Annotated in this window: 28 protein-coding genes, 1 tRNA gene and 1 pseudogene; 17 read left to right on the top strand and 13 right to left on the bottom strand. The window is 71.9% G+C overall.

Going from position 1 to position 26621, the window contains the following annotated elements; translation table 11 throughout:
• The 9 genes and pseudogenes from RZ50_RS18525 to RZ50_RS18485 form a co-directional block, all read left to right on the top strand.
• Positions 1-227: pseudogene (locus RZ50_RS18525) on the top strand (DNA polymerase III subunit gamma/tau); the annotation flags it as partial.
• Positions 228-295: 68 nt separating this feature from the next.
• Entirely contained in the window at positions 296-634 is a 339-nt protein-coding gene (locus RZ50_RS18520) for a YbaB/EbfC family nucleoid-associated protein (RefSeq protein WP_196952033.1), read from the top strand.
• Positions 635-883: 249 nt separating this feature from the next.
• Positions 884-1483 (top strand): recombination mediator RecR, encoded by a 600-nt coding sequence (recR, locus tag RZ50_RS18515; RefSeq protein ID WP_196952032.1) that lies wholly within the window; start codon positions 884-886, stop codon positions 1481-1483.
• Complete coding sequence (locus RZ50_RS18510; protein WP_196952031.1) at positions 1476-2135, top strand: DUF5063 domain-containing protein; 660 nt, start codon at positions 1476-1478, stop codon at positions 2133-2135. Before recR ends, RZ50_RS18510 begins: the two co-directional genes overlap by 8 nt.
• Before the next feature lie 344 nt (positions 2136-2479).
• On the top strand, positions 2480-3760 hold the full coding sequence (locus RZ50_RS18505; protein ID WP_196952030.1) for an aspartate kinase: 1281 nt from the start codon (positions 2480-2482) through the stop codon (positions 3758-3760).
• A 25-nt stretch (positions 3761-3785) separates the two neighbouring features.
• On the top strand, positions 3786-4850 hold the full coding sequence (locus RZ50_RS18500) for an aspartate-semialdehyde dehydrogenase (protein ID WP_196952029.1): 1065 nt from the start codon (positions 3786-3788) through the stop codon (positions 4848-4850).
• A gap of 341 nt (positions 4851-5191) precedes the next feature.
• A complete protein-coding gene (locus tag RZ50_RS18495; RefSeq protein ID WP_254802531.1) occupies positions 5192-5737 on the top strand; it encodes a SigE family RNA polymerase sigma factor in 546 nt (181 codons plus the stop codon).
• Entirely contained in the window at positions 5730-6887 is a 1158-nt protein-coding gene (locus tag RZ50_RS18490; protein WP_196952028.1) for a hypothetical protein, read from the top strand. Before RZ50_RS18495 ends, RZ50_RS18490 begins: the two co-directional genes overlap by 8 nt.
• A gap of 72 nt (positions 6888-6959) precedes the next feature.
• The gene (locus RZ50_RS18485) at positions 6960-7742 is read left to right on the top strand and encodes an SURF1 family protein (RefSeq protein WP_196952027.1); all 783 of its coding nucleotides are present in this window, start codon (positions 6960-6962) and stop codon (positions 7740-7742) included.
• A 23-nt stretch (positions 7743-7765) separates the two neighbouring features.
• Here RZ50_RS18485 and RZ50_RS18480 read toward each other — a convergent pair whose 3' ends face one another.
• The 5 genes from RZ50_RS18480 to RZ50_RS18460 form a co-directional block, all read right to left on the bottom strand.
• The gene (locus RZ50_RS18480; RefSeq protein ID WP_196952026.1) at positions 7766-8410 is read right to left on the bottom strand and encodes a hypothetical protein; all 645 of its coding nucleotides are present in this window, start codon (positions 8408-8410) and stop codon (positions 7766-7768) included.
• Positions 8407-10260: a prolyl oligopeptidase family serine peptidase gene (locus tag RZ50_RS18475; protein ID WP_196952025.1), complete on the bottom strand. Its 1854-nt coding sequence runs from the start codon at positions 10258-10260 to the stop codon at positions 8407-8409. The genes RZ50_RS18480 and RZ50_RS18475 overlap by 4 nt, the downstream gene beginning before the upstream one ends.
• A gap of 337 nt (positions 10261-10597) precedes the next feature.
• Positions 10598-10671, bottom strand: a tRNA-Pro gene (locus RZ50_RS18470).
• A gap of 100 nt (positions 10672-10771) precedes the next feature.
• Positions 10772-11716 (bottom strand): metallophosphoesterase, encoded by a 945-nt coding sequence (locus RZ50_RS18465; protein WP_196952024.1) that lies wholly within the window; start codon positions 11714-11716, stop codon positions 10772-10774.
• A gap of 147 nt (positions 11717-11863) precedes the next feature.
• Positions 11864-12802, bottom strand: a complete 939-nt coding sequence (locus RZ50_RS18460) for an ACP S-malonyltransferase (RefSeq protein ID WP_196952023.1) — start codon at positions 12800-12802, stop codon at positions 11864-11866.
• 195 nt (positions 12803-12997) lie between these two features.
• Here RZ50_RS18460 and RZ50_RS18455 point away from each other — a divergent pair, with 195 nt between their 5' ends.
• Genes RZ50_RS18455 through RZ50_RS18445 form a run of 3 tightly spaced genes read left to right on the top strand, consistent with a single transcriptional unit; the run spans position 12998 to position 15598 of the window.
• The gene (locus RZ50_RS18455) at positions 12998-13273 is read left to right on the top strand and encodes an acyl carrier protein (protein ID WP_196952022.1); all 276 of its coding nucleotides are present in this window, start codon (positions 12998-13000) and stop codon (positions 13271-13273) included.
• Positions 13266-14489 carry a beta-ketoacyl synthase gene (locus tag RZ50_RS18450; RefSeq protein ID WP_196952021.1) on the top strand — a complete coding sequence of 408 codons (1224 nt, stop codon included), beginning with the start codon at positions 13266-13268 and terminating at the stop codon, positions 14487-14489. The genes RZ50_RS18455 and RZ50_RS18450 overlap by 8 nt, the downstream gene beginning before the upstream one ends.
• Positions 14486-15598 carry a beta-ketoacyl synthase N-terminal-like domain-containing protein gene (locus RZ50_RS18445; protein ID WP_196952020.1) on the top strand — a complete coding sequence of 371 codons (1113 nt, stop codon included), beginning with the start codon at positions 14486-14488 and terminating at the stop codon, positions 15596-15598. Before RZ50_RS18450 ends, RZ50_RS18445 begins: the two co-directional genes overlap by 4 nt.
• A gap of 155 nt (positions 15599-15753) precedes the next feature.
• Here the strand turns inward: RZ50_RS18445 and RZ50_RS18440 are convergent, their stop codons facing one another.
• On the bottom strand, positions 15754-16773 hold the full coding sequence (locus RZ50_RS18440) for a hypothetical protein (protein WP_196952019.1): 1020 nt from the start codon (positions 16771-16773) through the stop codon (positions 15754-15756).
• A gap of 86 nt (positions 16774-16859) precedes the next feature.
• Complete coding sequence (locus RZ50_RS18435) at positions 16860-18302, bottom strand: MFS transporter (RefSeq protein WP_196952018.1); 1443 nt, start codon at positions 18300-18302, stop codon at positions 16860-16862.
• Between the two features lie 263 nt (positions 18303-18565).
• Between RZ50_RS18435 and RZ50_RS18430 the strand changes: the two genes are divergently transcribed.
• A complete protein-coding gene (locus RZ50_RS18430) occupies positions 18566-19165 on the top strand; it encodes a MerR family transcriptional regulator (protein ID WP_308271752.1) in 600 nt (199 codons plus the stop codon).
• Positions 19166-19304: 139 nt separating this feature from the next.
• On the opposite strand, the gene RZ50_RS18425 is transcribed toward RZ50_RS18430, so the two are convergent.
• The 5 genes from RZ50_RS18425 to RZ50_RS18405 all read right to left on the bottom strand — a co-directional run bounded on the left by RZ50_RS18425 (position 19305) and on the right by RZ50_RS18405 (position 23046).
• Positions 19305-19748 carry an ester cyclase gene (locus RZ50_RS18425; protein WP_196952016.1) on the bottom strand — a complete coding sequence of 148 codons (444 nt, stop codon included), beginning with the start codon at positions 19746-19748 and terminating at the stop codon, positions 19305-19307.
• Between the two features lie 78 nt (positions 19749-19826).
• Positions 19827-20531 carry a 3-oxoacyl-ACP reductase FabG gene (gene fabG, locus RZ50_RS18420; protein WP_196952015.1) on the bottom strand — a complete coding sequence of 235 codons (705 nt, stop codon included), beginning with the start codon at positions 20529-20531 and terminating at the stop codon, positions 19827-19829.
• A 35-nt stretch (positions 20532-20566) separates the two neighbouring features.
• On the bottom strand, positions 20567-21220 hold the full coding sequence (locus RZ50_RS18415; RefSeq protein ID WP_308271751.1) for an HAD family phosphatase: 654 nt from the start codon (positions 21218-21220) through the stop codon (positions 20567-20569).
• A 9-nt stretch (positions 21221-21229) separates the two neighbouring features.
• Positions 21230-22279 carry an AfsA-related hotdog domain-containing protein gene (locus tag RZ50_RS18410; RefSeq protein ID WP_196952014.1) on the bottom strand — a complete coding sequence of 350 codons (1050 nt, stop codon included), beginning with the start codon at positions 22277-22279 and terminating at the stop codon, positions 21230-21232.
• 107 nt (positions 22280-22386) lie between these two features.
• Positions 22387-23046, bottom strand: coding sequence for a methyltransferase (locus RZ50_RS18405; RefSeq protein WP_308271749.1), 660 nt, complete (start codon positions 23044-23046; stop codon positions 22387-22389).
• Between the two features lie 92 nt (positions 23047-23138).
• Between RZ50_RS18405 and RZ50_RS18400 the strand changes: the two genes are divergently transcribed.
• The 4 genes from RZ50_RS18400 (at position 23139) to RZ50_RS18385 (ending at position 25897) form a co-directional block, all read left to right on the top strand.
• Complete coding sequence (locus tag RZ50_RS18400; protein WP_308271822.1) at positions 23139-24107, top strand: AfsR/SARP family transcriptional regulator; 969 nt, start codon at positions 23139-23141, stop codon at positions 24105-24107.
• A 69-nt stretch (positions 24108-24176) separates the two neighbouring features.
• Entirely contained in the window at positions 24177-24902 is a 726-nt protein-coding gene (locus RZ50_RS18395; RefSeq protein WP_196952012.1) for a response regulator transcription factor, read from the top strand.
• Between the two features lie 106 nt (positions 24903-25008).
• A complete protein-coding gene (locus tag RZ50_RS18390) occupies positions 25009-25461 on the top strand; it encodes a MaoC family dehydratase N-terminal domain-containing protein (RefSeq protein WP_196952011.1) in 453 nt (150 codons plus the stop codon).
• 1 nt (position 25462) lies between these two features.
• Positions 25463-25897, top strand: a complete 435-nt coding sequence (locus RZ50_RS18385; RefSeq protein ID WP_196952010.1) for a MaoC family dehydratase — start codon at positions 25463-25465, stop codon at positions 25895-25897.
• 52 nt (positions 25898-25949) lie between these two features.
• On the opposite strand, the gene RZ50_RS18380 is transcribed toward RZ50_RS18385, so the two are convergent.
• Positions 25950-26507, bottom strand: coding sequence for a TetR/AcrR family transcriptional regulator (locus RZ50_RS18380; protein WP_254802530.1), 558 nt, complete (start codon positions 26505-26507; stop codon positions 25950-25952).
• Positions 26508-26621 lie beyond the last annotated feature (114 nt).

Genomic DNA, 26621 nt, shown 5'->3' with positions numbered 1-26621 from the left:
TCGCAGCACCCGTGCCGCAGCCGCAGGCCGCCCAGCCGGCTCCGGCCCCCGCGCCGGTGCAGGCCCCGCCGACCCCGGCCCGGCCGGTGCGGTCGGTGGCCCCGGAGGACGACATCCCGGAGGAGGACGACCCGGACCTCAACGAGGACGCGTTCTCCGGCCAGGAGCTGATCATCCGCGAGCTGGGCGCCACGGTGCTGGAGGAGATCCACCACCGTGGCAACTGAGTGACGCCGTAGGCTCAGCGGTGACGATCGAAGAACCGCACGACAGCCGTGACAGCAAGGAGTGAGCCGTGTTCCCCGGTGGTGGTCAGCCCAACATGCAGCAGCTGCTCAAGCAGGCGCAGAAGATGCAGCAGGATCTCGCGAAGGCCCAGCAGGAGCTGGCCGAGACGAAGGTGAACGGTACGGCGGGCGGCGGCCTGGTCGAGGCCACGGTGACGGGTGCCGGTGAGCTGGTGGCGCTGACCATCGCCCCGGCCGCGGTCGACCCGGAGGACACCGAGACCCTGGCCGACCTGATCCTGGCGGCCGTCAGGGACGCCAACCAGGCCGCGCAGAAGATGCAGTCCGAACGGATGGGCCCGCTCACCCAGGGTCTGGGCGGCGGCATCCCCGGTCTGCCGTTCTAGAGCCTGCCGTTCTGGAGTCTGCCGTTCTGGAGCCGGACGGGCTTCCTGGGCGCCTTCCAGGCCCCCAGGGCCCGCCGGAGGGGCCTCGGACGCCGTACAGGCAGCCCAGGAGTGGTCCGATGGTCTGAAGTTCAGACGATTGACCCATGTGATTTCTGTGGGAGTCGGGCGTCGGGCGGTGTGTCCGGCGCCCGATTCGTTGGATGATGGCACCGGAGCACCACCGACCATCCGAGGGAAGGCGCGACGTTGTACGAGGGCGTGGTTCAGGACCTGATCGACGAACTGGGCAGGCTGCCCGGCGTCGGGCCCAAGAGCGCCCAGCGGATCGCCTTCCACGTGCTGCAGGCCGACCCGATCGACGTGCGCCGCCTCGCGCACGCGCTGCTGGAGGTCAAGGACAAGGTCCGCTTCTGCGCGGTCTGCGGCAACGTCGCGGAGGCCGAGCAGTGCCGGGTCTGCCTGGACCCCCGCCGCGACCTCGGCGTCATCTGCGTGGTCGAGGAGTCCAAGGACGTCGTCGCCATCGAGCGCACCCGCGAGTTCCGCGGCCGCTACCACGTGCTGGGCGGCGCGATCAGCCCCATCGAGGGCGTCGGCCCGGACGACCTGCGCATCCGCGAGCTGCTCGCACGCCTCGCGGACGGCACGGTCACCGAGCTGATCCTGGCCACCGACCCCAACCTGGAGGGGGAGGCGACCGCCACCTATCTGGCCCGGCTCTGCAAGCCGATGGGCCTGAAGGTGACCCGTCTGGCGAGCGGTCTGCCCGTCGGAGGGGACCTGGAGTACGCGGACGAGGTCACCCTCGGCCGCGCCTTCGAAGGGAGACGACTGCTCGATGTCTGACCGGACGATCAACCAGCAGCCCCACGGCCACGGCTCCGAGCCGGACGACTTCGCCGTGCAGATCGCCGACTCGGTGGGGAGCTTCGTGCTCGCCGTCACCGAGGTCGCCAAGGGCGACGAACCGGGCAGCGCGGTCTCGCTGCTGCTCCTGGAGGTGTCGCAGCTGCTGCTGGCCGGCGGTCGGCTCGGCGCGATCGAGGACGTCGTCCCGGACGACCGCTTCGAACCCGACGCCGGGCCGGAGCCGGACGGCGAGCAGCTGCGCGAGCGCCTGGCCGTGCTGCTCGCGCCGATCGACGTCTACCACGAGGTCTTCGACCCGTACGGTCCGCCGGAGAAGCCGAACGCCTTCCGGATCTCGGACGACCTGGCCGGCGTGGTCAGCGAGCTCCAGCACGGCCTGACCCACTACCGCGAGGGCCGGGTCAGCGAGGCGCTGTGGTGGTGGCAGTTCTCGTACCTCTCCAACTGGGGCACGACCTGCACGGCGGTGCTGCGGGCGCTGCAGTCGCTGATCGCCCACGTCCGGCTGGACAGCCCGATCGGCGCGGTGCCGGACGGCGCGGACACCGACGACGACGGGCTCACCGACGAGCAGCTGGAGCAGCAGGCCGGGGACCTGATGGCGGCCGAGCTCGGTCTCGGGCGGTAGCCGGCAGGTGGCAGCGGGCCCCGGTGGCGGATATTCCGCTCACCCGGGGCCGGCCGCGCGGCGGATTGTGACGAATGCCTCAGCAATCCGCGCGGAAAAGAAATCCGGCCGATTCGCCGTGCTCCGATCCGCTGATTCTTCGGAGCGTTACCGAATTGCCCGCAGACCCTGTCGGCGGAGGGGCCCGTACCGCCGACCACGTGCTGAAACGTCCGTCTCATCATATGGAAAGCGCCGGTCACGGGACCCCTGCTCGGTAGACTGACGCAGACCGCACCCCCCTCTCCCCCGGGGGGTACGGGGGCCTGTCGCCCCCGGAAAACGACACAAGTCGAGGAGCGCACGTGGGCCTTGTCGTGCAGAAGTACGGCGGCTCATCCGTTGCGGATGCCGCAGGCATCAAGCGCGTAGCCCGCCGAATCGTTGATGCCAAGAAGGCCGGCCATGAGGTCGTCGTCGTGGTGTCCGCGATGGGCGACACGACGGACGAGCTCATCGAACTCGCGGAGCAGGTGTCACCGCTTCCTGCCGGCCGTGAGTTCGACATGCTGCTGACCGCTGGAGAGCGCATCTCCATGGCGCTGCTGGCCATGGCGATCAAATCCCTGGGGCACGAGGCGCAGTCCTTCACGGGCAGCCAGGCCGGTGTCATCACGGACTCCGTCCACAACAAGGCGCGCATCATCGACGTGACGCCGGGCCGCATCCGCACCGCCCTGGACGAGGGCAACATCGCGATCGTGGCCGGCTTCCAGGGTGTGTCCCAGACCAGCAAGGACATCACCACCCTGGGCCGCGGCGGCTCGGACACCACCGCGGTCGCCCTCGCGGCCGCGCTCAAGGCCGAGGTCTGCGAGATCTACACCGACGTGGACGGCGTGTTCACCGCCGACCCGCGCGTGGTGAAGAAGGCCCGCAAGATCGACTGGATCGCCTACGAGGACATGCTGGAGCTGGCCTCGTCCGGGTCCAAGGTGTTGCTCGATCGGTGTGTTGAGTACGCCCGTCGCTACAACATCCCGATTCACGTACGCTCGTCCTTCTCGGGTCTTCCCGGGACGATCGTCAGCAACGACAACCCGCACAAGCCCGAAGGGGGCGAGATGGAGCAGGCCATCATCTCCGGAGTCGCCCACGACACGTCCGAGGCCAAGGTCACCGTCGTCGGCGTGCCCGACAAGCCGGGCGAGGCGGCGCGCATCTTCCGCGCCATCGCCGACGCCGAGGTCAACATCGACATGGTGGTGCAGAACGTCTCCGCCGCGTCGACCGGTCTGACCGACATCTCCTTCACCCTGCCCAAGACCGAGGGCCAGAAGGCCATCGACGCACTCGGCCGGGTCAAGGAGGGCATCGGCTACGAGTCGCTGCGCTACGACGACGCGATCGGCAAGATCTCGCTGGTCGGCGCAGGCATGCGCTCCAACCCGGGCGTCACCGCCACGTTCTTCGAGGCGCTGTCCGCCGCAGGCGTCAACATCGAGCTGATCTCCACCTCGGAGATCCGCATCTCGGTGGTCACCCGCGCCGACGACGTGCCGGAGGCCGTCCGCGCCGTCCACAGCGCCTTCGGGCTGGACAGCGAGACGGACGAGGCCGTCGTCTACGGCGGCACCGGGCGATGACCCGGGAGCCGGGCGGGGGCACCGGGTGACGACCCGGCGTCCGAACCTCGCCGTCGTCGGCGCCACCGGCGCGGTCGGCGAGGTGCTGCTCGGTCTGCTCTCCCTCCGCCAGGACGTCTGGGGCGAGGTCCGACTCGTCGCCTCCCCCCGCTCGGCCGGCCGCGCGCCGGTCGTCCGCGGGGAGGCGGTCGGGGTCGTCCCGCTGGCGGAGGAGGCCTTCGAGGGGATCGACGTCGCCGTGTTCGCCGTCCCCGACGAGGTCTCCGCCCAGTGGGCGCCGATCGCGGCGGCCAAGGGCGTCGTGGTGGTCGACGACTCGGCCGCCTTCCGGACCTCCGACGACGTGCCGCTGGTCGTCCCCGAGGTCAACGCGGCAGCGCTGCGGATCCGTCCGCGCGGCATCGTGGCCAGCCCGGCCGGCACCACGCTCGCGCTGACCGCGGCGGTCGGCGCGCTGCACGCCGAGTACGGGCTGGAGCAGCTCGTCGTCGCCACCTACCAGGCCGCCAGCGGCGCGGGCCGCGAGGGCGTGGCCGCGCTGCGCGAGCAGACCGCGCTGGTGGCCGGCACCGAGGTCGGCCGGCAGACCGGCGACCTGCGCGCGGTGGTCGCCGACCACGGGCCGTTCGCCGCCCCGCTCGCCCTCAACGCCGTGCCCTGGACCGGCGGCCTGCGCGAGGGCGGCTGGTCCGCCCAGGAGCTCGGCCTGCGCGACGAGGCGCGCCGGATCCTCGGCCTGCCCGCGCTGAGGGTCTCCGCGACCTGTGTCCGCATCCCGGTCGTCCGGACCCACGCGCTGGTGGTGCACGCGCGCTTCGAACGCGAGGTCAGCCAGGAGCACGCGCAGGACATCCTGCGGGAGACGCCCGGAGTGGTGCTCTACGACGATCCGGCGTCCGGGGAGTTCCCCACCCCGAACGATGCGGTCGGCACCGACCCGGTCTGGGTCGGGCGGGTGCGCCGGGCGCTGGACGAGCCGGACGCGCTCGACCTCTTCCTCTGCGGCGACAACCTGCGCAAGGGCGCCGCGCTGAACCTGCTGCAGATCGCCGAGCTGGTGGCCGGTGAGCTGACGGTGGGGGAGGAGTAGTCCCGGGACTGCGAGTTCCCGCCCGTCGTTCCCGCTCGCTGTTCCCACCGGGTGTTCCCGCCCGCTGTCCCCGCCCGTTGACCCCCGCGCGCCCATGGAGTGCGCACCGGTCGTCCGGACCTGTGCCCGCTCCTCGACACAATCTGTCCGGAATCCCGTGGAGGCCTCTTCCACCGATGCGGAAGAATGGGCCCCGGGCTGGGCAACCATGACAGGGGATCGAGTGTCCAACGTGCGTGGCGAACGTGATGGTGGGGGCAGGGGCGGGCATCCCGGCGAGAGCCGCGGTGTCCTTACCGCCGCGCGTCCCCTGGTCTCCGAGTAGGCCGGAAGACGACCAGATGACGGCGGCCGCACCCGGTGCGGCGGACTCCGGCGCCGGTACCGACGCGGGTACCAGCGAGGACCTGCTCACCGAGACCTACCAGGCGCACTACCGTTCGCTGCTGCGGCTCGCCGCGCTGCTCCTGGACGACCTCTCCACCTGCGAGGACGTCGTGCAGGAGGCCTTCATCCGGGTGCACGCCGCCCGGCGCCGGGTGCGCGAGCCCGAGAAGACCCTGGCCTACCTGCGGCAGACGGTGGTGAACCTGTCGCGCTCCACGCTGCGTCGCCGCATCCTGGGCCTGAGACTGCTGCCGAAGCCCATGCCTGACATGGCCAGTGCAGAAGAAGGTGCTTACGATGCCCTGGAGCGCGACCAGTTGAAGGCCGCGTTGAAGGGTCTGCAACGCCGTCAGCGGGAGGTTCTGGTGCTGCGTTACTTCGTGGACATGACGGAGGCGCAGGTCGCCGAGACCCTGGGCATCTCGCTCGGCTCGGTGAAGGCCTACGGCTCACGCGGACTCGCCGCCCTCCGGACCCAGATGGAGGCCGGTCATGGCTGACGACGCCTGGCAGCGGCCCGGGGGCGACGACCTCTCGGGGCTCTCGTCCGAGGAACGGGCGCTGCGCGAACTCATGCACGGCGCGGTGGCCGGGATCCAGCCCGAGCCCGGCGGCCTGCCCCGCATCCGGCAGGCCGTACCCCGTCGGCGGGCCGCCCGGCGCGGCGCCCTGACCGGCGTGCTGGCGCTGGCGGCGGCCGTCGCGATCGCGGTGCCCGTCCTGCACGAGGGGGACCGCTTCGGGCTCTCCGGCGGGCCCGGCTCGGCGGAGGCCAGGAGTGCCGCCCCCACCTCGCCCAGCGGTACGGTGACCGGCAGCGCCAGCGGGACGGGCTCCGCCCCGCCCCCCAGCCCGAGCGGCACCGGGGGCACCGCGCCCCCGACCACCGCCGCCGCCTCGCCCAGCCCCGGCGCGGACGCCGCGCCCACCAGCGGAACCACCGCGCCCACCGGGACCCCCGGCACCGCGGACGGCGGGATCGTCCCGCTGTGCACCCGGACGGACCTCGGGCAGGGCAGTGCGCAGGTCGGCACGGCGGACGCGCAGGGGCGGATCTACGGCGCCTTCACGGTGTACAACGTCTCCGGCCGCAGCTGCCGCCTCGGCGGGCCGGGCGCGGTGGCCGTCACCTCGGTCAGCGGCACCGACCGCGGCCGTGTCCGTACGGCCGACCACACGCCCGGCGACCCGGTGGGCGGCAGCCTGCCCGCGATGGACGCCGAACCGCCGGTGCTCGCGCCGCAGGCGGGGTACCGGGTGCCGTTCGCGTGGATCCCGGACCAGGGCTGCACCTCGGGCGGCACCGTGACCAGCCCGCCCACCGGCGCCAACCAGGTGTCCCTGACCACCCAGGCCCCGTCCACCACGGGCGTCCCCGCCTCCGGCGCCACCGAGGCCCCGAGCGCCAACCCGCAGCCCAGCTCCTCGCCCACGGCCGGGCCCACCACGGAGCCCAGCCCGACGGCCACCGCGACCACCAACCCCACCGGCCCGGCGGCGACCGCCACCATCGCGCACACCCCGGCCCCGGGCAGCCCGGCCGCCGCGACGGCCTCGCTGCCGGTCGGCTGCGGGGGGACGTTCTACCGGGGCGGCGTGCAGCCGGTGGGCGCGGCCGCGCCGCAGACGGGGGCGCCCACGACGGGGTGAGCGGGCGGGCGCGCGCCTCCCCGGCGGACCCAGTGGTCCGGGCCGGTGTGAGGAGTGGTTACCGTGGGGGGTGTGTACCGGTTCCTCCTGACTCCGCGCTGGCTGGGCGGCACCGCATTGGCCGTGGCGGCCGTGGCGGTCTGCGTCTGGCTGGGCTCCTGGCAGCTCGGCCGGTTCGAGGACCGCGTCACCACGCACCAGGAGACCAAGCAGTCGCTCACCGCATCGGGTGAAGCCCGACCGATCGACGCGCTGCTCTCCCCGGCCAGCCCACAGGTGACCACGGAGACCGTCGGCAGGCCGGTCTCGGTCACCGGCAGCTACGACACCGAGCACCAACTGATCGTCCCCAACCGGGTGCTGGACGGCAAGCAGGGCTACTACGTGCTCACCCCGCTGCGCACCGCCGACGGACACGCCGTCGCCGTGGTGCGGGGCTGGGCGGCCGGCTCCCCGTCCGGAGCGGCCGAGCCGGCGCCGACCGGGCCGGTGACGGTGACCGGGCGGCTCCAGGCCAACGAGTCGGTGGGCAGCAACGGCGCCGTCGCGGGCGGTCTGCCCGCCGGGCAGCTCGGCATGATCAACCGGGCCTCGCTGCTGAACGTCCTTGAGTACGACGGCTGGTACGACGGCTGGGTGGCCGCCGACCAGGTGCCCGCCGGGCTGACCGCCGTACCGACCGTCCAGCCGCAGGGCGGGGACGGGCTCACCCTGCGGGCGTTCCAGAACCTGGGCTACACGCTGGAGTGGTTCGTCTTCGCCGGCTTCGTGATCTTCATGTGGTTCCGGCTGGTGCGCCGCGAGGCGGAGGCGGAGCAGGACCGGGCCCTGGGACTGGACCCGGTCCTGGACTGAGCCGGCCTCGCGGCGCGGCCGCGCTAGCGGGCGGTGGGCTTGCCGGGCGCGGGTGGTTGCTTGGCCGGGGGTGCGGCCGGGGCCGGCACCTGCGTCGGGGTCGGTGCCTGCGTCGGTGCGGGGGCCTGCGTCGGGGTCGGGGCGGTCGGGGTCTGGCCGCCGAACGGCGTCGACGTCTCGCCGGACAGGGGCTGTGCCCCGCCGTGGCAGTGGCCGCGGCCGCCGTTGCCGTCCTCCGAGTCGTAGTGGTCGATGTGGTGGTGCACGGTGCGACCACCCTTCGAGCCGCCCGAGCTGCCCGAGCCGCCCGATCCCTTGGACCCTGAGCCGCCCGAGCCCTTGGAACCGCCCGCCCCCTTGGCGGCCTGCTCCCCGTCCTGCTCCCCCTCCGGCTGGTGCGCCACCCGTACGACGGTCGTCCCCGCACCCACCGCGCTCGACCTGGTCGCCGTGGCGAGCGGCACCGCGGGCACTCCGCCCGTCGACGGGACCGTGCCCGCCGGGGGCGTCGGGTGGCCGGGCGTCGGCACGGCGGCCGAGGGGCTCGGCACCACCGCCGGACCGGCCGGGGGCGGGCAGGCCGCCTCGTCCCGGTGCGAGCCGGAGCAGCCGGTGAGCACCAGGGCCCCGGCCACCGCCGCCCCCGCGAGCGTCAGGCGACGCCTCACTCGGCGCCTCCGGCGGTCCCGCCCGGAAGGCCGAGGTGGCGCCGGACGAAGTCGATCTCCAGCCGCAGCTGCTTGATCCGCTCCTCCACCACCAGCGAGCCGTGCCCGGCGTCGTACCGGTACACCTCGTGCGGCTTGCCGAGCCGCTCCAGCCGCTCGACGTAGTTCTCGATCTGCCGGATCGGGCAGCGGGGGTCGTTGACCCCGGCGCTGATGTACACCGGCACCCGCACCTGCTCGACGTGGGTCAGCGGCGAGGAGGCGGTGAAGCGCTCCGGGACCTCCTCCGGGGTGCCGCCGAAGAGCGTGCGGTCCAGCGACTTGAGCGCCTCCATCTCGTCGGCGTACGCGGTGTGGTAGTCCGCGACCGGCACGGCGGCGACGCCGATCGACCAGTTCCCGGGCTGCACGCCGATGCCGAGCAGGGTCAGGTAGCCGCCCCAGCTGCCGCCGGTGAGCACCAGCCGCTCCGGGTCCGCGAGCCCGTTGGTGACCGCCCACTCCCGCACGGCGGCGATGTCCTCCAGCTCGATCAGGCCGACCCGCTCGTGCAGCGCGTCCGTCCAGGCCTGGCCGTAGCCGGTCGAGCCGCGGTAGTTGACCCGGACCACCGCGAAGCCGTGGTCCAGCCAGGCGGCCGGGCCGGCCGCGAAGGAGTCGCTGTCGTGGTGGGTCGGGCCGCCGTGGATCTCGAACACGGTCGGGTACGGCCCCGGAGCGGCGCCCGCCGGACGCTGCACCAGGGCGTGCACCCGCCCGCCGGGCCCGTCCACCCAGACGTCCTCGACCGGCACCGAGGCGGGCGGCACCGGGCCGGGCGCCCGCAGCACGACCGTCCCGGCGGTCGAGCGGACGGCGGACGGCTCGGCGGCGGAGGACCACAGGTACTCGACGGTGCCGTCCGGACGGGCGGTGGCGCCGCCGACGGTGCCGCGCGGGGTCTCCAGCCGGGTCAGCCGGCCGTCCGCGAGCGAGTACGAGAACAGCTCGCTGCGCGCCTCGTACTCGTGCTCGACCAGCAGCTCCCCGGCGCCCGGGCGCCACTGCGCGGACACGTCGCCGGGCAGCTCGCGGCCCTGCTCGTCGCGCAGCGGGAGGGCGGTCTCGGCGCCGGTGGCGACGTCCCAGATCATCGGCTCCCAGCGGCCGGTGCGCTGGTGGGCGACCAGCAGGCGGGTGTCGCCCTCGACCGGGGCGAAGCCCAGGCAGGCGACGCCGCGGGGCTCCTCCCGGCCGGTCACCTCGTCCAGCTCGGCGACGGTCACGACCGGGCCGTCCCCGGTGATGCGGACGACGCGGATCGCGGAGTGCATCGCGTCGCCGTGCTCGGTGTGGTCGATCGCGAGCAGGGTGCCGTCGTGGCTGAGGTCGCCGACGCCGCCGTACTCGGCGTGCCGGTAGATCTCGACCGGCTCGGTGGCGCCGGGGCGGCGCAGGTGCAGGGTGGTGCCGTCCTCGTCGGTGGAGCGGCCGACGACCACCGTGCCGTCGCGGCCGAGGGCCAGACCGGCCGAGTAGGAGGGGGCGAGGCCGGGCACGGCCTCCTCGTCCGGGCCGCCCGCGAAGGGCTGGCGGCGCCAGACGCCGAACTCGTCGCCGTCGTGGTCGTCGAACCACCAGACCGAGGCGCCGTCCGGGGACAGCTCGGCGTCGGTGGTGCCGTTCGGGCGGTCGGTGACCTGACGGTGGGCGCCGGTCGCGCGGTCCCAGGCGTACACCTCGTAGGTGCCGGTCGCGTTGGACACGTACAGCGCCCGGTCGGGGGCGTCCTCGGCCCAGTCGGGCAGTGAGACCCGGGCCGCCCTGAACCGCTGCTCCCACGCCGGTACGGCGCTCTTCTCCTCGCTCATCCGACCATCCAACCCGATCGGGGGGAGGGAACGGAACGGGTGGGTGGGGTACCACCCACCCGCCCGGCGAATTCGGGGCGCTCACGAACGTACGGTCGCCCGGCAGTTCATCCGGTTGTCCGGCCGACGGCCTGGCCCGCAGTCCGCCGGACCGGTCGGTTCGCCGTTCGGCCCGCCGGTGGCGGTTCTCGACGCCCTGCTGAGGAGGCCTCAGCAGTAGCTCCCGGGAACAGGTTTCCCGGGGGGTTTTCTCCCGGGATTCTCCCGAGAGCCCCCGGAAAGCCAGTCAGGGCCGGTCTCCCTTGCGGGAGACCGGCCCTGGGCTGGTCCTACTGGGTCGGGGTGGCGGGATTTGAACCCACGGCCTCTTCGTCCCGAACGAAGCGCGCTACCAAGCTGCGCCACACCCCGGTCTTGCGTTTTGTTGCTCTGTCTCCGTCGCAACGAGTAGAACTCTACCGGACGCTCGCCGAGACGCGAAATCCGGTTCTCGGCGAGCGTCCGGGTGGGGTCATCGGGGGGCTGGGGTGAGGGTGAGGAGGGTGGCTTCCGGGGGGCAGGCGAAGCGGACCGGGGTGTAGCGGTTGGTGCCGCAGCCGGCGGAGACGTGGAGGTGGGAGCGGTGGCCGCCGGCCTGGTGGGTGGAGAGGCCCTTGACCCTGCGGGCGTCGAGGTCGCAGTTGGTGACCAGGGCGCCGTAGAAGGGGATGCAGAGCTGGCCGCCGTGGGTGTGGCCGGCCAGGATCAGCGGGTAGCGGTCGGCGGTGAAGGCGTCGAGGACGCGCAGGTAGGGCGCGTGGACGACGGCGAGGGAGAGGTCGGCGTCGGGGGAGGGGCCGCCGGCCACCTCGGCGTAGCGGTCGCGCCGGATGTGCGGGTCGTCGAGGCCGGTGAACTCCAGGTCGAGGCCGCCGATGGTGAGCCGGCCGCGGGTGTTGGTGAGGTCGAGCCAGCCGGCCGCGTCGAAGCCGTCGCGGAGCTTCTCCCACGGGTTGTGGACGGCGCCGGTGATGCCGCGGCTGGCGGTGCCGTCCGGGTTGTTCATGCCGTGGACGCCGCTGCGCATGGCCTGGAGGTAGCGGGCCGGGTTCTTGCGGGCCGGGCCGTAGTAGTCGTTGGAGCCGAAGACGTAGACGCCGGGGAACTCCATGAGCGGCCCGAGCGCGTCGAGGGTGGCCGGGACGCCGAGCGGGTCGGAGAGGTTGTCGCCGGTGTTGACCACCAGGTCGGGGCGCAGGCCGGCCAGGCTCTTCAGCCAGCGCTGCTTCTTGCCCTGCCCGCTCACCATGTGGATGTCGGACACCTGCAGGACCCGGATGGGCTTGGCACCGCGCGGCAGGACGGGGACCTCGACCCGTCGGAGCCGGAAGGATCGCACCTCGTACCCGACGGAGTAGGCGAGGCAGGCGGCGCCGGCGGCGGCGAAGCCGAGGGGAACGGAGTACAGCGGTCGCATCGACCCATGCTCTCAGACGGCGGATCAGCCGGTGGACGTCCGGTGGGGCACGGGAGATGCGGGCCCGGGGGCCGTGTTCGGTGCGGGTTCGACGGTGGGCTCCGCGGTTACGGTGCGTACGCGGGCCCTCCGTCGCCCCGGACGGGCTCAGGCGGCGAGGAGCGAGAGCTTGGCCGGCTCGCTGATCGACATCCGTTCGACCCCGGGGGCGATGGCCTTGGCCATGCCCGCCAGTGCCCGCCCCGGGCCGATCTCGACCAGCAGGTCGCAACCCAGCGGCCCGGTCAGCTCGCGTACGGTGTCGGACCACCGTACGGGGCTGATCATCTGTTGCTTCGTCAGGTCCGGCCAGTGGCCGCCGTCGGCGTAGGCCACCGCGTCCACGTTGGCCACCACCGGGATCCCCGAGGAGTGGAACCGGGTCGCGTCGACCGCCCGGCCGAAGGTGCTCAGGGCCGAGAGCATCAGCGGCGTGTGGAAGGCGCCTCCGACCGGAAGGTCGACGACGCGCAGCGCGCCGAGCTGCTCGGCGGCCCGGACGCCGAGCGCTACGCCTTCGGGGGAGCCGGAGAGCACCGACTGCTGCGGGGAGTTGAGGTTGGCCACCCAGACCAGGCCGCCGGCGGTTCGGATCTCGGCGATCGCGGCCTCCAGCGGCTCGGCGTCCAGGCCGAGCACCGCGCTCATCACGCCCGGCGCCGACGCGCACGCCCGGCGCATCGCCTCACCGCGGGCCACCACCAGCCGGACGGCGTCGTCGAAGTCGATCAGGCCGGCGGCCGTCAGCGCGGTGAACTCCCCCAGGCTGTGCCCGGCGCAGGCCACGGGGTTCCGTACCGCCTCCATCTCCTCGCGCAGTTCCCCGAGGATGACCGACTCCAGCACGAAGGTGGCGAGCTGGGCGTTGTCCGTCCGCCGCAGTTCGTCCTCCTCCGCGTCCAGCAGCAGGGCGGCCACGTCGCGGCCGCTGGCCTCGGCGGCCCGGTCGACCAGGGACCAGCCCGGGCGGCCCAGCCACGGCCGGCCCATTCCGGGCCGCTGGGAGCCCTGGCCGGGGAACATCAAAGCGACACGTCTCGGGGTCATGTCGAGCCTTTCTCTCCCGTGCAGAATTGAGTCGCCTGCCATTGTTGCAAGGTGAATTAAAAGGGGGATCGCACCTGGATAAAACCTCCGAAGGCCTTCTGCCACTTTCGATACATTGGCCTTGATCGGCCCTGGTGGGGCCCGTACGTTTGCCACCGTTCCGCCAATGGATTCCGAGTTCGAGAGGGAACGGAAATGGCTCTGCAGATCACCGAGTCGGACGTGGACTACCGCACGGCGGTGGCCGCAATCGTCCTTGAGGAATTGGAGCTCGAGGAGTCGGAGATCTCCGACAGCGGTCATTTCATCGAGGACTACGAGGCCGATTCGCTCTCGCTGATCACGGTGGTGGCCCGCATCGAGAAGGAGCTCGGCGTGGCCATCCCCAAGACCGAGCTCGGCAAGCTGACCTCCCTTGAGCTGCTGATCGGCGCCGTGCACGCGAACGCCGGGGAGAGCAAGGGTGCCTGAGCCCTCCGAGCGCAGGGTCGTCATCACCGGGCTGGGCGCGGTGAGCCCGGTGGGAATCGGGGTGGACGTCTTCACCTCGGCGATCCGCGAAGGCCGAAACGGGACGGCGGAGATCCGCAGCTTCGACACCACCGGCTTTCCGAGCCGGCGGGCCGGCGAAGTGAACGACTTCGAGCCGTCCGAGATCCTCTCCGTGCTGCGCCCCGACGAGTGGGGGCGCAGCGCGCTGCTGGCCGCCGCCGCGGCCCGGCTCGCCGTCCGTGACTCCGAGCTGGACCCGGCGGTCCTGTCGGGCGCCCGGTCCGGCTCCATCATCGGCACCACCAGCGGCGAGTCGCGGGTGGTGCAGGACCTGGCGGAGCAGTGGGTCGTCGACGGACTCAAGAACCTGGACCCGGCGCTGGTCCGGCAGGCCCCCGCGAGCCAGATCGCCAACGCGGTCAACAGCGAGCTCGGTCTGACCGGCGATGCGCAGACCATCCCGACCGCGTGCTCGGCCAGCAACTACGCGCTGGGCTACGCGTACGACATGGTCCGCAGCGGCGAGGCCGACTTCATGCTGGCGGGCGGTGCCGACGCGGTCAACCGGCTGACCCACGCGGGGTTCTACGCCCTGGGCGCGATGGCCGAGGACCTGCCGCGGCCGTTCGACGCCAACCGCAGCGGGATCCTGACCGGTGAGGGCGGGGCGGCGCTGCTGCTGGAGCCGCTCGACCACGCGCTGGCCCGCGGCGCGAAGATCTACGCCGAGGTGCTGGGCTACGCGGCCAACTGCGACGCCGAGCACATGGTGCATCCGGACGCGGTCAGCATCGCGGAGTGCATCCGGGCGGCCCACCGCAAGGCGGGCGTCGCCCCGGAGCAGATCGACTACATCTGCGCCCACGGCACCGGCACCCCGACCAATGACGCCACCGAGGTGCAGGCGGTCCGCGAGGTGTTCGGGGACCGGATGCCCCCGATCAGCTCCATCAAGTCGATGCTCGGGCACACCATGGGCGCGGCCAGCGGTTTCGGGGCCATCGCCTGCTGCATGGCACTGCAGGAGGGCTTCCTGCCGCCGACGGCCAACGTGCAACAGGTCGACCCGGCGCTGGGGGAGGGCGTGGACTGCGTCCCCGGCCAGGGCCGGGCGGCGAAGGTGGAGATCGTGCAGAACCACGGCTTCGCCTTCGGCGGCAACAACGTCATCACCATCCTCGGGAGGCTCGCATGACCGCCGTGTCGGCTCCGCCGGCCGTGACGCCGCTGGCCGTGGTCGGCTGCGGCGTGGTCTCTCCCGCCGGGTACGGCCTGGCTCCGCTCGCCGAGGCACTGCGGCCGGGCGGGGCCCTGGCCGGCACGGACGGCCCCGGCGTCGGGGACTACCCGCCCCGGGTGATCCACGCCGTCCCGGACTTCAGGATCGCCGACCACCTGGGCCGCAAGGGAACCCGGTACCTCGACCGGCTGACCTCGCTCGCCCTGGTCGCCTGCAAGCAGGCGCTGGAAGAGGTCGGGGCGCCCGAGACGGACCAGCAGCGGACCCGTACGGGCGTGGTGCTGGCGACCAACACGGGCAGTGTGTCCAGCCACACCTCGCTGCTGCGCCAGTCCTACGAGGGGGACAAGCCGTACCTGCTCAACCCGGCGGAGTTCCCCAACACGGTGATGAACTGCGCCGCGGGCCAGGTGGCGATCCGCAACAAGCTCAAGGGGCTGAACGCGACGGTGGCCGGCGGCCAGGCGGCCGCGCTGTCCGCCTTCCGGCACGCCCGGATCGCCATGTCGGTCGGCCGGGCCGACCGGCTGCTGGTCGGCGGGGCCGAGGAGCTCAACGCCCCGTCCGCCTGGGCCTGGCAGGCATCCGGCGCCCTGGGCGACCAGGCCTCGCTCGGCGAGGGGTGCGCGGTCTTCGTGGTCGAGGAGCCCGGCGAGCGGCCGGCCCTGGCGCACCTGCTGGCCTGCGAGGTCGGCTACCACGGCGGGTCGGCGAGCTCGGCCGGTGACGGCCGGACGATCTCCGGAGGGCTGGCGGCGTGCATCACCCGCGCGCTCGACCGCAGCGGCGTGCGGCCCGAGGAGGTGGACACCGTCGCCCTGGGGGCGACGCACCACCTCGGCCTGCAGGGCAGCGAGGAGCACGGTGTCCGGTCCGCGCTCGGACGGCTGCCGGAACCGGTGCGGGCCGGTGCGGTTCTCGGTGAGACGTACAGCGCGGGCGGTGCCCTTCAGCTCGCGGCGGTGCTCGCGCTCTGGCAGAGCGGCCAGGGCGGGACCACCGCACTGATCACTTCCGTCGGTCACGACGGCAACGTCGGCGCGCTGGTCGTGCGCCGGCCCTGACAGACCACCACCGAAGAGAAAGACGGCGGCGCCCCGGGATTTCCCCCACCCCGGGGCGCCGCTGCATGGGGTGCTCCGGGTACGGGTCGGAGCAGCCGGGGACCGGCGGGGCGGCACCAGCCGCCCCGCCGGTCCCCGACCGGACTCGGATCGGCTCAGAGCAGGTTGAGGTCGAAGCTCGGCGTCGTCTCCTGCCCCAGGCGGTCGAGGTGGCCGGTGAGCACGTAGGCCCCGTAGGGGGTGACGGCCGCGCCGGTCGGGCCGGCGTACTGCCAGGGATCGACCCGCTTGACGACCTTCGCGCTGCGCCATCCGTCATGCGAGCGCAGTACGGTCACGGCGTCGACGCCGCCCTGGACGCCCGCCGACCGGCCGTTCGAGTTGGTGGTGACGATCAGGTCCCCGTTCGGGCGCAGGGCGATGCCGTCCGCGCCGATCAGCTTGAGCGGGAGCTTGATCTGACGGGCGCGGGGGTGCCGGACCCCGGTCGGGATCTGGTACAGCTCGCCCTTGTCGTAGAGCCCGATGATCAGGTAACCGTCGCGCCAGACGATGCCGTTCGGGCCGACCGTGTTGCTCGCGAAGCGCGGATCCGTGAGGAAGGGACTGACCGTGCCGTCCGGGTCGATGCGGACGATGGTCGCCGAGACCGGATTGGTCACGTAGACGGCGCCGTCGTCGTCGACGGCCAGATCGTCGGCGAAGCTGCCGCCGCCGTCGGTGTACAGCGGTATCCGCTGGAGGAGCCGGCCGGAGGCGAGGTCGTAGATCGCCACACCGGAGGTGGGCGGCTGGTCGAGGTTCGTGGCCTGGCGGATCCAGTAGTCGGTGTAGGCGACCACGAAGCGGCCGCGCGGCCGGTCGACCTTGATGCCGAGCGTGGAGACGGTGCCGAAGGCGGGAGCGAGCTCCTTGACGTTGCCGTTCAGGTCGACCGTCGAGATGGTGCCGTAGCGGGCGGAGCCGACCAGGAACACGCCCCGGGTCGGGTCCCAGGCGGTGTTCTCCGGGTAGAGGTCGGCGGACCGGGCGGAGATCGCCGCCGGACCCTGCTGGTGGTGCGCGGGTCGGACCGGGGCGGTGCCCTGCGTCGCGGCCGACGCCGGTGTGCCGACCGCGACGGTGCCCAGGGTGAGCAGCACGGCTGCGATGCGGACCGGGCGGACAAGTGTCATGGTGTGCCTCATGGTTGTGTGACGGGCGATGGAAAGAAGAGGGCCATCGACGGTTCGATGGCCCTCGGTTCACGGCTGCCGTGGTCTCAGTCGACCGCGACGACCGGGTGGACTTCGACCGCGGCGTTCTGCTGGACGGCCGGGCTCGGCCGGCGGATCAGCAGACCTCCGAGTGCGCCGAGCAGCACGACGGCCACGCCGACCCAGATGGCCTGCTGGAGACCGTGGACGAAGGCCTGGTCGGCGTCGTGGGAGCCCTTGGCGAGCCGGTCGGTGAAGCCGTGGGTGAACACCGTGGTCAGCACGGCGATGCCGAGCGAGCCGCCGAACTCGCGGATGGTGTTGTTCACCCCCGACGCCTTGTTGTGTTCGTGCTCGGCCACGCTGCTGATCACCGTGGCCGGGTTGGCGGCGAACACCAGCCCCATGCCGACGCCCGCCAGAACCAGGGCCGGTACCAGGGCGCCGTAGGACATGTCCGGGGCGACCACCAGGGCGATCCAGCCGAGGGCGAGCGCCTGGAGGAGGCAGCCCGCCGCCTGCAGGACGCCGCCGCCGATCCTGCCCACCAGCAGGCTGGCGATCGGGACGACGACCATCGGCGCCGCGGTCCACGGCAGCGTCCGCAGGCCGGCCCCGAACGGCGAGTAGCCCATCGGCCCCTGCATGAACTGGGCGAGGAAGAAGATCGAGCCGAACACGCCGAAGTACATGGCGAGCGAGACGGCGTTGCTCAGCATGAAGGAGCGGATGCGGTACATCGCCAGCGGCACCAGGGGTTGCGCGGTTCGCCGTTCGTACAGCACGAAGGCGACCAGCAGGACGGCCGCGAGGCCGAGGCCGACCACCGTGCGGGCCGAGCCCCAGCCGTGGTCCGCCGCACCGACGGTGCCCCAGACGGCGCCGATCACGGCGGCCGTGATCAGGGCCATGCCGACGACGTCGAGCGTGCGGTCGCGGCCCTTGCTCTCCTGGACGGCCCAGAGTGCGAGCGGCACCGCCACGATGCCGACCGGGACGTTGATCCAGAAGATCCAGTGCCAGTCGAGCCCCTGGGTGACCAGGCCGCCGGCCATCGGGCCGACGGCGATGCCGAGTCCGTTGACGCCGCCCCAGACGCCCACCGCGAGCGCCCGTCGCGCCTTCGGCACCGCGGCCACCGCCAGGGTCAGCGAGACCGGGAGGATCATCGCCGCACCCGCGCCCTGCACGACCCGGGCGACGACCAACTGGGTCACCGAGCCGGACAGGCCGCAGGCGGCCGAGCCCAGGGTGAACAGCACGATGCCCCAGTTGAAGATCCGCCGCCGGCCGAAGCGGTCGCCGAACGCGGCGCCGGCCAGCAGCAGGCCGGCGAAGGCCAGTACGTAGCCGTTGACCACCCACTGCAGGTCGGACTGTCCGACGTTGAAGTCCCTGGCCATGTTCACCAGGGCGTTGGTGACCACCAGGTTGTCCAGAGACACCATGAACATCGGCACGGAGGTCGCCACGAGCGCCCATGCCGCCCCGGGCCCTTTGCCAGCCATGTCCCAGCTCCCCTCTGATATCGATAGCTGCACTATCTATTCGTGGATAATGGGCATTATCGCTATCCATAAGGCGGGGTGCAAGTGCGGGAGGTCGGACGCGGACGGGGGCCCGGTCCGCGCGGCGGGCGGCCGACATGTGTTGACCGGCATGTATCGAAAGGCGCAAACGGCTGGTAGCCCGCAAAAACGGACAAGTAAGCTATCCACAACCGGCAGTGGGAGGGACGATGCGCATCGGGGAACTGAGCAGGCTGAGTGGGGTGACGGTGCCCACGATCAAGTACTACCTCCGTGAGGGACTGCTGCCCAGCGGCGAGAGGACGAGCCCGAACCAGGCCCAGTACGGCGAAGTCCATCTCCAGCGGCTCAAGTTGGTCAGGGCGATGCTCGATGTCGGCAAGCTCTCCGTCACGGCCGCGCGGGAGGTGCTCGCCGCGATCGATTCACCGGGCAGTGCCCTGCACGGCGTGCTCGGCGTGGCGCAGTCGGCGATCACCCCCCGGGTGGCCGCGTCCGATGACGACAACTGGAAGGCCGCCGAGGACCTGGTGACCGGGCTGGTCGCCGAGAAGGGCTGGCACGTCAAGCCGACCAATCCGGCCTGGCAGGCGGTCATCCAGATCATGGCGACCTCGCGCGACCTCGGCCAGGACGACCTCGCCGCCCTCCTCGGCGACTACGCGGATGCCGCGGAACGGCTCGCCGCTGCGGAACTCGCCGCGATCGGCCGCCGCTCCGACGTCGACAGCCAGGTCGAGAGCGCCGTCCTCGGGACGGTCCTGGGCGATCCGCTGATGGCCGCGGTGCGCCAGCTCGCCCGCGAGGACGCCTCGTACCGGTCGATGGTCGGTGAGGCCTGATCCGCGTCCGTCCGGATCGGGCGCACACGGGCCTGGCGCATACGGGCCTGGCACATACGGGTCTGGCACATACGGGCCTGGCGCATACGGGTCTGGCGCCGGCGGTCGTCTGCCGGCGCCAGACCCGTGGAACCCGGCGTCAGTGGGCCGCGGCGTCGCCGGTCGGCGGCAGCTGGATCTGGACGGCGCCGAGCTGGGCGAGCAGGAACAGGTCCTGCCGGCAGGCCCAGTGCTCGACGACGAGGCCGTTCTCCACGCGGTAGATGTGGATGTGCTCCACGTTCACGTCGCGGCCGGTCGCCTCGATGCCGAGGAAGTTGCCGACGTGCTTGCCGGTGAACCGGACCCGGATCACCGCCTTGTCGCCGTCCGAGAAGCTGTCCAGGTGCTCCCAGTTGGCGTTCTCGAACACGCTGTTCATCCAGCGCGCGGTCCCGAGGTAGCCGTCCGGGCCGCCGGGGGTGCCGGGCGGGGCCTCGTAGTCGACGAACTCGGGGGCGACCAGCTTGTGGGCGATGTCCGCGTCCAGGTCGTTGAAGATGCGGCCCATCTCGTGGGCGATCTCCAGCACGCTCTCGGGCATGCTCGTCCTTTCCTTCGATCCTTGGGTGGTGTGGTGGAACAGGCCTGACGGGGCGTCAGGAGTCTTCGGCGGGCGTCCTCAGTGGCCGACGCCCAGGCCGCCGGTGACCGGGATGATGGCCGCGGTCACGTAGGAGGCGTCGTCACTGGCGAGGAAGCGCACCGCTCCGGCCACCTCCTCCGCCGTGCCGGGTCGGCCGAGCGAGGTCTGGGCGAGCACGTGCTCGCGCCGGGCGTCGGTCACGTCCTTGACCATGTCGGTCTCGATCAGACCGGGCGAGACCACGTTGGCGGTGATCTTGCGCCTGCCGACCTCGCGGGCGAGCGAGCGGGTGAAGCCGATCAGCGCCGCCTTCGAGGCGGCGTAGTTGGTCTGTCCCGGCGCTCCGGCCATGCCGCTCATCGAGGACATGAAGATCAGGCGGCCCCAGCGGGCCTTGATCATGTCGGGGACGACCTGCTTGGCGACGCTCACGGCGCCGAGGAAGTTGGTCTCGATCACGGCCCGGAAGTCCTCGTCCGCCATGCCGACCAGGAGTTCGTCCCGGGTGATGCCCGCATTGGACACCAGGACCTGGATCGGGCCGTGCTGGATCCTGGCCTCCTCGACCGCGGACCTGACCGACTCCGGGTCGGTCACGTCACAACGCACACCGTGCAGGCCCTCCGGAGGTTCCCCGGAGCGGTATGTCACGGTCACCTTGTCGCCCTGGGCGGCGAAGGCGCGGGCGGTGGCCAGCCCGATGCCTCTGTTGCCGCCGGTGATGAGAACGGAACGGGTCACTGGTGCTCCTGTCTGGACGTACGGTGCCGGGGGAATCAGCCGACGAGGATCGAGTCGAGTTCCGCGGAGGCCGACTCCGCCTCGGTGAACAGCACGGCGGACCAGCCGGCTTCGCGGGCCCCGGCGCAGTTGTGGGGCAGGTCGTCGACGAGTACGCAGCGCTCGGCCGGTACCCCGGCACGCTCGGCCGCCAGCGCGAACATCCCGGGGGACGGCTTGCGGTGCCCGACCTCGAAGGAGAGCAGGACGTCGTCGAAGAGCGCGCTCGGGTCGACCATGCGGCGCCAGTGCCCGTCCCAGGCCGGCGGCATGTTGGAGAGCATGCCGACGAACGTCCCGGCCGAGCGCAGCTTCTCCAGCCGGGCGACCCAGGCGTGGTTGGTCTCACGACCGTCGAACCAGATGTCGGCCAGCGTGGTGAGCTGCGTGGTGTAGCCGTGCTCGGCGTGCAGGACCTCGGCGATCTCCTGCAGCCACTGGGCCTCGGTGATCAGCGGGGTGTCGATGGGCAGCATGAAGTCATCGGTGCCGTAGCGGGCCGACACCTTGCCGAGCGCGCTCATCAGCGCGTCCGGGTCGATCCGCGTCGTGGTGCAGAACTTCTGGAAGGTGTGGCCGAGCGGAGGGGTCAGCACACCGCCGAAGTCCGTCCAGACGGCGAACTGCGCTGTGGAGCCGGAACTGATCACGATCCCGTCCTATTCTGTGGTCGAGGTGGCGGTGTCGGAGCCGACCACCGGTGCGTCGGGCAGCTCGCGGACCTCGGCCAGCGCGACGGTGATCGAGGCGATCTCCTCGGCGCCGTGGCGGAACCGAACCTCGGCCGACGTGCGGCCCGATTCGGCTTCGGACAGGGCGAGTTCGGCATGAACCGGCAGGTCGAGTTCGGCGAACCGGGCGAAGGCGGCGTCGATGCCGACCAGGTGGGTCCTCGACCGGGCCTCGGCACCCGCGTGCTCGCCGACCGCCAGCAGCGCCAGCTGGCGCGCGGCCTCGACCAGGACGGAGGCGGGCAGGTGGTCGTAGTCGTGGTCGAACAGCGAGCGGTTGCCGTACCTCGGGGCCACCAGCGCCGTCGCCGTCCGCCCTGTCACCGCCGGGTCGGCCAGCACCACGTTCAGTGGATTCGCCCGGCCGACCAGGTGCGGAGCGGCGTGTCCGGCCGGCTCGGTGTCCGGGAACTGCGAGGTGAGCGGCGCGGGCGTACCGCGCTGGGCGTGCCGGAGGATCTCGTTCTCGTGCGGGTTGACGAACAGCGCGTCCATGGCGTGCCGGCCGACCGGTACGCCGCCGATGTGGAAGGACTGCTCGATCGTGCCCTTCCGCCAGCGGCCGGCCCGTCGGCGCCGCCCGATGTACTCCGTCTCGACAGTCAGTTCACCGGGATCGGCGCCGATCAGCAGCGCCGGAAGGTTCTCCAGGCGGAGGGTGAACGAGTCGACGATCATCGTCGTCCCGGCCTTGAGGCCGATGTGCGCGTGCGAGCCGGCGATTCCGGCCTGCCGCCCCGCCTCCAGCAGCAGCAGCGCGTCGTACAGCCGCGGGCTCTGCAGGTGGTCGCTGAAGTATCCGTGGTTCAGCGGGAGTTGCGCACCGGTCAGGACCGTGGTGTCGGACTGTGGTCGCACGTCGGTGACGAAGACCTCGGAGACCGAGGACCGGTGGACCAGCGAACGCGCCACGGTCCGTTCGAAGGCGAGCCGGGTGTCTGGTAACTGAGGGGCGGTCGGGGCGAGGTCTGTCGTCATGCCTCTTGCGTCCTCTGCTGCGGAACTCGGAGGGATCGCGCCGTAGCGCCGGTCTTGTGCACGGACCAAGACTGTCCCCCGCGGTTCAACCGCCCGTCCAAGCAGGATCAAAGCGCAGCGGCGACGACCCGGGTCGGTGTGGCGGCCAGGTGGTGGACCCTGGCCGGCGGCAGGTTGGCGGGCACGAACTCGTGCCGGAAGCGGTGGTCGCGCAGCACGGCGGCCAGCACGCCCTGGACGGCGACGGACTGGGCGTGCGCCCGGCCGGTGGTGAGCGACCGGCGTAAGGCGGGCAGTCCGGCGTAGGCGAAGAAGGACAGCGTCCCGTCCGGGGCGAGCGCGCCGAGCAGCACCCGGAGGATCGACCGGACGGTGTCCGGATCGAAGTTGGCGAACGGCAGCCCGCACACGATGGCGTCGTACCGGTCGAGCGGCCATTCCTGGATCAGCCCGGCGTGCACCCGTATTCGGTCGGCGGCGGGCCGCAGGGCCGGGTCGTCCACCAGCGCGGCCGACAGCCGGGAGGCGAACCGGGGGTTGGCCTCGACCAGGTCCAGGGTGTCCCGCGGGCCGAGCCGGGCCGCGATGTGCCGGGTGACCGACCCCGTCCCGGGCCCCACCTCCAGCACCGCCCGGGGGGTGCCGGTCCGGTGGTCCGGACGGACGTACCGGGTGAGTGCGCGGGCCAGGGCCTCCCCGCTGGGCGCGACCGCACCGGTCTGCCGGTGGGAACGGAGGAACTCCTTGGCGAACATCAGGTCGAGCACGGGGCCCCCAATAGGTAGTTCAACTATCTATAGTGCAGCTTGCCATATGTTCCGGCCGCCTGGCGGTGATCGCGCCCAAAGGGGGAGGGGGGATGCCTCGAAAGTGGCATGCCCGACCCCCTTCTTTGGAGCGCGACTCTTGCCTAGGGGCGTCCGGCCTGCCTAACTTCACACCGCGCGGCATGCGAACGGCCGTGTGGAATCTATTGGTTGGGGGGCCATTGATCGCGTACGGTGCCTTGGGGCCACTTGAATTGACAGGGAGTCAGGGTGACTGCACGCCGCGTGGGCCGAAGGTCCGCAAGGTGCTGGCGCTGCTGCTGCTCCAGTGCAACCAGGTGGTGAGCACGCAGGCGCTCATCTCGGAGCTGTGGACGGCCGATCCGCCGAGTGCCGCGCTGAGCACGGTCCGCACGCACGTGTACCACCTGCGGCAGTTACTCGCCGAAGCCGATCCGGACTCGCCGCCGCCGATCGTCACCCGGCCGTCCGGCTACCTGCTGCGACTGCGCGAAGACCAGCTCGACGTCAGCCGGTTCAGCCGGCTGGTGGCGCAGGTCCGAGTGCTGCTGGCCGAGAACCGGGTGGACGAGGCCCGCGGCCGGCTCGACCAGGCGCTGGCGTTGTGGCGGTCCGACGAACCGCTCGCGGACGTCGAGCCGGGACTGCTGATCGCAGGACATCTTCGTCGTCTTTCGGAACTCCGCAGCCAGGCTCTTGAGTTGCACATAGAGATCAACCTGCGGCTCGGCCGGCACCGGGAGCTCGTCGCCGAGTTGCAGGACCTGGTCGCCGCGCACCCGTTCAACGAGTGGTACCACGCACGGCTGATCGACGCTCTGCACCGCTCGGGCCGGCGGAGCGACGCACTGTCCGCGCTCACAGATCTGCGCACCCTGCTCGACCGCGAGTTGGGCCTGGAACCGTCCCAGGAGATCTGGCAGCTCCAACAGGAAATCCTCACCGGTCAGGACCACCACGGCCCGGCGCAACTCCGTCGCGACACCCGGCTCCACCGTCGGCGTGGCGGTTCGCTCGCGTCCGCGCCGGTTGGTCGTTAGTGACCGACCGATGGGGAATCCGACTACACTTGAGTCCGGTTGAGGACCACGGGGGGGGTTCGATCGCACATGGGGGAACGTGCTCAGGGTGATCTCTCGGAGAGAGACCACAACATCCACGGGGCCGATACGGTGCGTATCCTCGCGGCCTCCGACCATACTCTCTTCCGCAACGCACTCTGCCAACTGCTGCGTGCAGAGCCCGATATGACCGTTGTCGGCGAGACCGGCACCGGAGCCGACCTGATCGAGGTGGTCTCCGCGCGCCGACCCGACATCGTCCTCCTCGACGTGACCGTCCCGGACAGCGGGATCCGGGAGCTGGTCCGGAGCCTGCTGGAGCGCACTCCGCATCCGAGGCTGCTCATCCTGAGCATGTCCGACAGCCCGGCCCTGGTCCAGGACCTGCTCTCCCTCGGGGTGAGCGGCTTCCTGCACAAGAAGGTGTCCCAGGAGGTGCTGTTCTCCGCGATCCGCACCGTCGTGCAGGACGAACGCCACGTCACGGTGTCGGTGTCCCGGCAGAGCATCTTCGCGCTCACCATGGAGCAGGCACCCGAGCAGGCGGTCCGGCTCTCCCCCCGGGAGGTCGTCGTCCTGGAACACGTGGCGCGCGCCCTGAGCAACCGGCAGGTGGCCGGGAGGCTCGGGATCAGCGAGGGCACCGTCAAACGGCACCTGCGCAACATCTTCGAGAAGCTGGGGGCGGTTTCCCGCATCGACGCGGTGAACAAGGCCACCGCCGCCCAGCTCATCCGTCAGCCCCAGACGCAGCTGGACCAGTGCGTCATCTAGGGCCTGTCTTCTAGGGCCTGTCTTCGAACGCCCGCCCCCTCGTGGGCGGGAGTTCGAAGACAGGCCCTAGACGGCGCACGATGATCAGCACGCCCTGGAGGCGATGATGCCGCTCGATCCGTCCTACATCGGACGTACCTACCCGCCGACTCCGCCGTACGAGGTCGGGCGGGAGAAGATCCGCGAGTTCGCCGAAGCGGTCGGCGACGCCAACCCGGCGTACACCCTGGCCGAGGCGGCCGGGGAGTTCGGCCACTCGGAGGTGCCGGCGCCCCCGACCTTCCCGTTCGCGATCAGCTACCGGGCCGCTGCCCAGGTGATCGAGGACCCGGAGCTGGGGCTGGACTTCAGCCGGGTCGTGCACGGTGACCAGAGGTTCAGCTACACCCGGCCGGTGCGGGCGGGCGACCGGCTGTCCGTCACGGTGCTCATCGAGGACATCAAGGAGGCAGGGGGCAACGACCTGCTGAGCCTGCGCGGCGACGTGTACGACGCCGAGGGCGGACATGTGGTGACCACGACGATGACCCTCGTGGCCCGCGCGACCGAGGAGGTCTGAGGTGGCGGCGACAGTCCGGTACGCCGAGGTCGAGGCCGGCGGTCAACTGCCGCTGCTCACCGTCCTGGTGACCCGCGAGCAGCTGGTGCGCTACGCGGGGGCCTCCGGGGACTTCAACCCGATCCACTGGAACGAGCGGTTCGCCCGGGAGGTCGGGCTGCCGAACGTCATCGCGCACGGCATGTTCACCATGGCCTCGGCGATCCGCGCGGTGACCGACTGGGTGGGGGATCCGGGAGCGGTGCTGGAGTACAAGGCACGGTTCACCAATCCGGTGGTCGTCCCCGATGACGGCCGGGGGGCCGAACTCCAGGTGAGCGGCAAGGTGGCCGCCAAACTGGATGACGAGGCCCGGACCGTCCGGGTCGACCTGACGGTCACCTCGGCGGGCCAGAAGGTGCTGGGCGTGACCCGCGCCGTCGTCCGCCTGGCCTGAACGGCCACCCGGCGGATCCTTGCCGGGCCCGCCGAGATCCGCCGGACAGGTCCTAGAGGGCGTGCTTCGCGCCGACGCCGCGCATCAGGGTGTCCACGACCAGCGTCGCCAGCTCCTCCGCGCGGCCGGACGCGACCTCGCCCTCCGCCGCCGCCCCGACCAGGGCGTAGTACACCCGGCGGATCCAGGTGAGGTCGACGTCCGTGCAGAGCAGGCCGGCCTCCTGCGCCCGGCGGAACAACCGGTCGCAGCGTTCGAGGACCTCGACGTGCACCCGCGTGCTCTGCACATCGGCGGGTGAGACGTTGGCGAGGGCGAATCCCCATCGCATCTTCACCGCCAGGACCTTCGCGGTGACCCGGTGGAGTGCGACCCCCGGGGGGAGGGCCTCCGGACGGCAGCTGTCGACGGCCGCGCTGAACTCCTGGGTGGCGTGCGCGGACATCGCGGCGATCAGGACTTCCCGGGTGGCGAACCGCCGGTGGACGGTGGTCCGCGCGACCCCGGCGGAGTCGGCGATCTGCTGGATCGAGGCGGAGGGGTCCTTGCGGAGCATCCGCTCGGCCGCGGAGAGGATCGTCAGTACGGTCCGCTCCGAATCGGCCCGCATCGGGCGGGGTCCCCGTACGGGGGAATGCCCGATCTGTTCCATGACGCCCTCCCGTTTTGCCGAGGTGCAGAGTACCTCGGCGGGGCGGGAGGGCGCCGGAACGGATCGGGCGGG

Source organism: Kitasatospora sp. SUK 42 (assembly GCF_015776785.2).
In the GTDB taxonomy this organism is placed as follows: domain Bacteria; phylum Actinomycetota; class Actinomycetes; order Streptomycetales; family Streptomycetaceae; genus Kitasatospora.
This window is presented reverse-complemented; position numbering and strand designations above follow the sequence as displayed.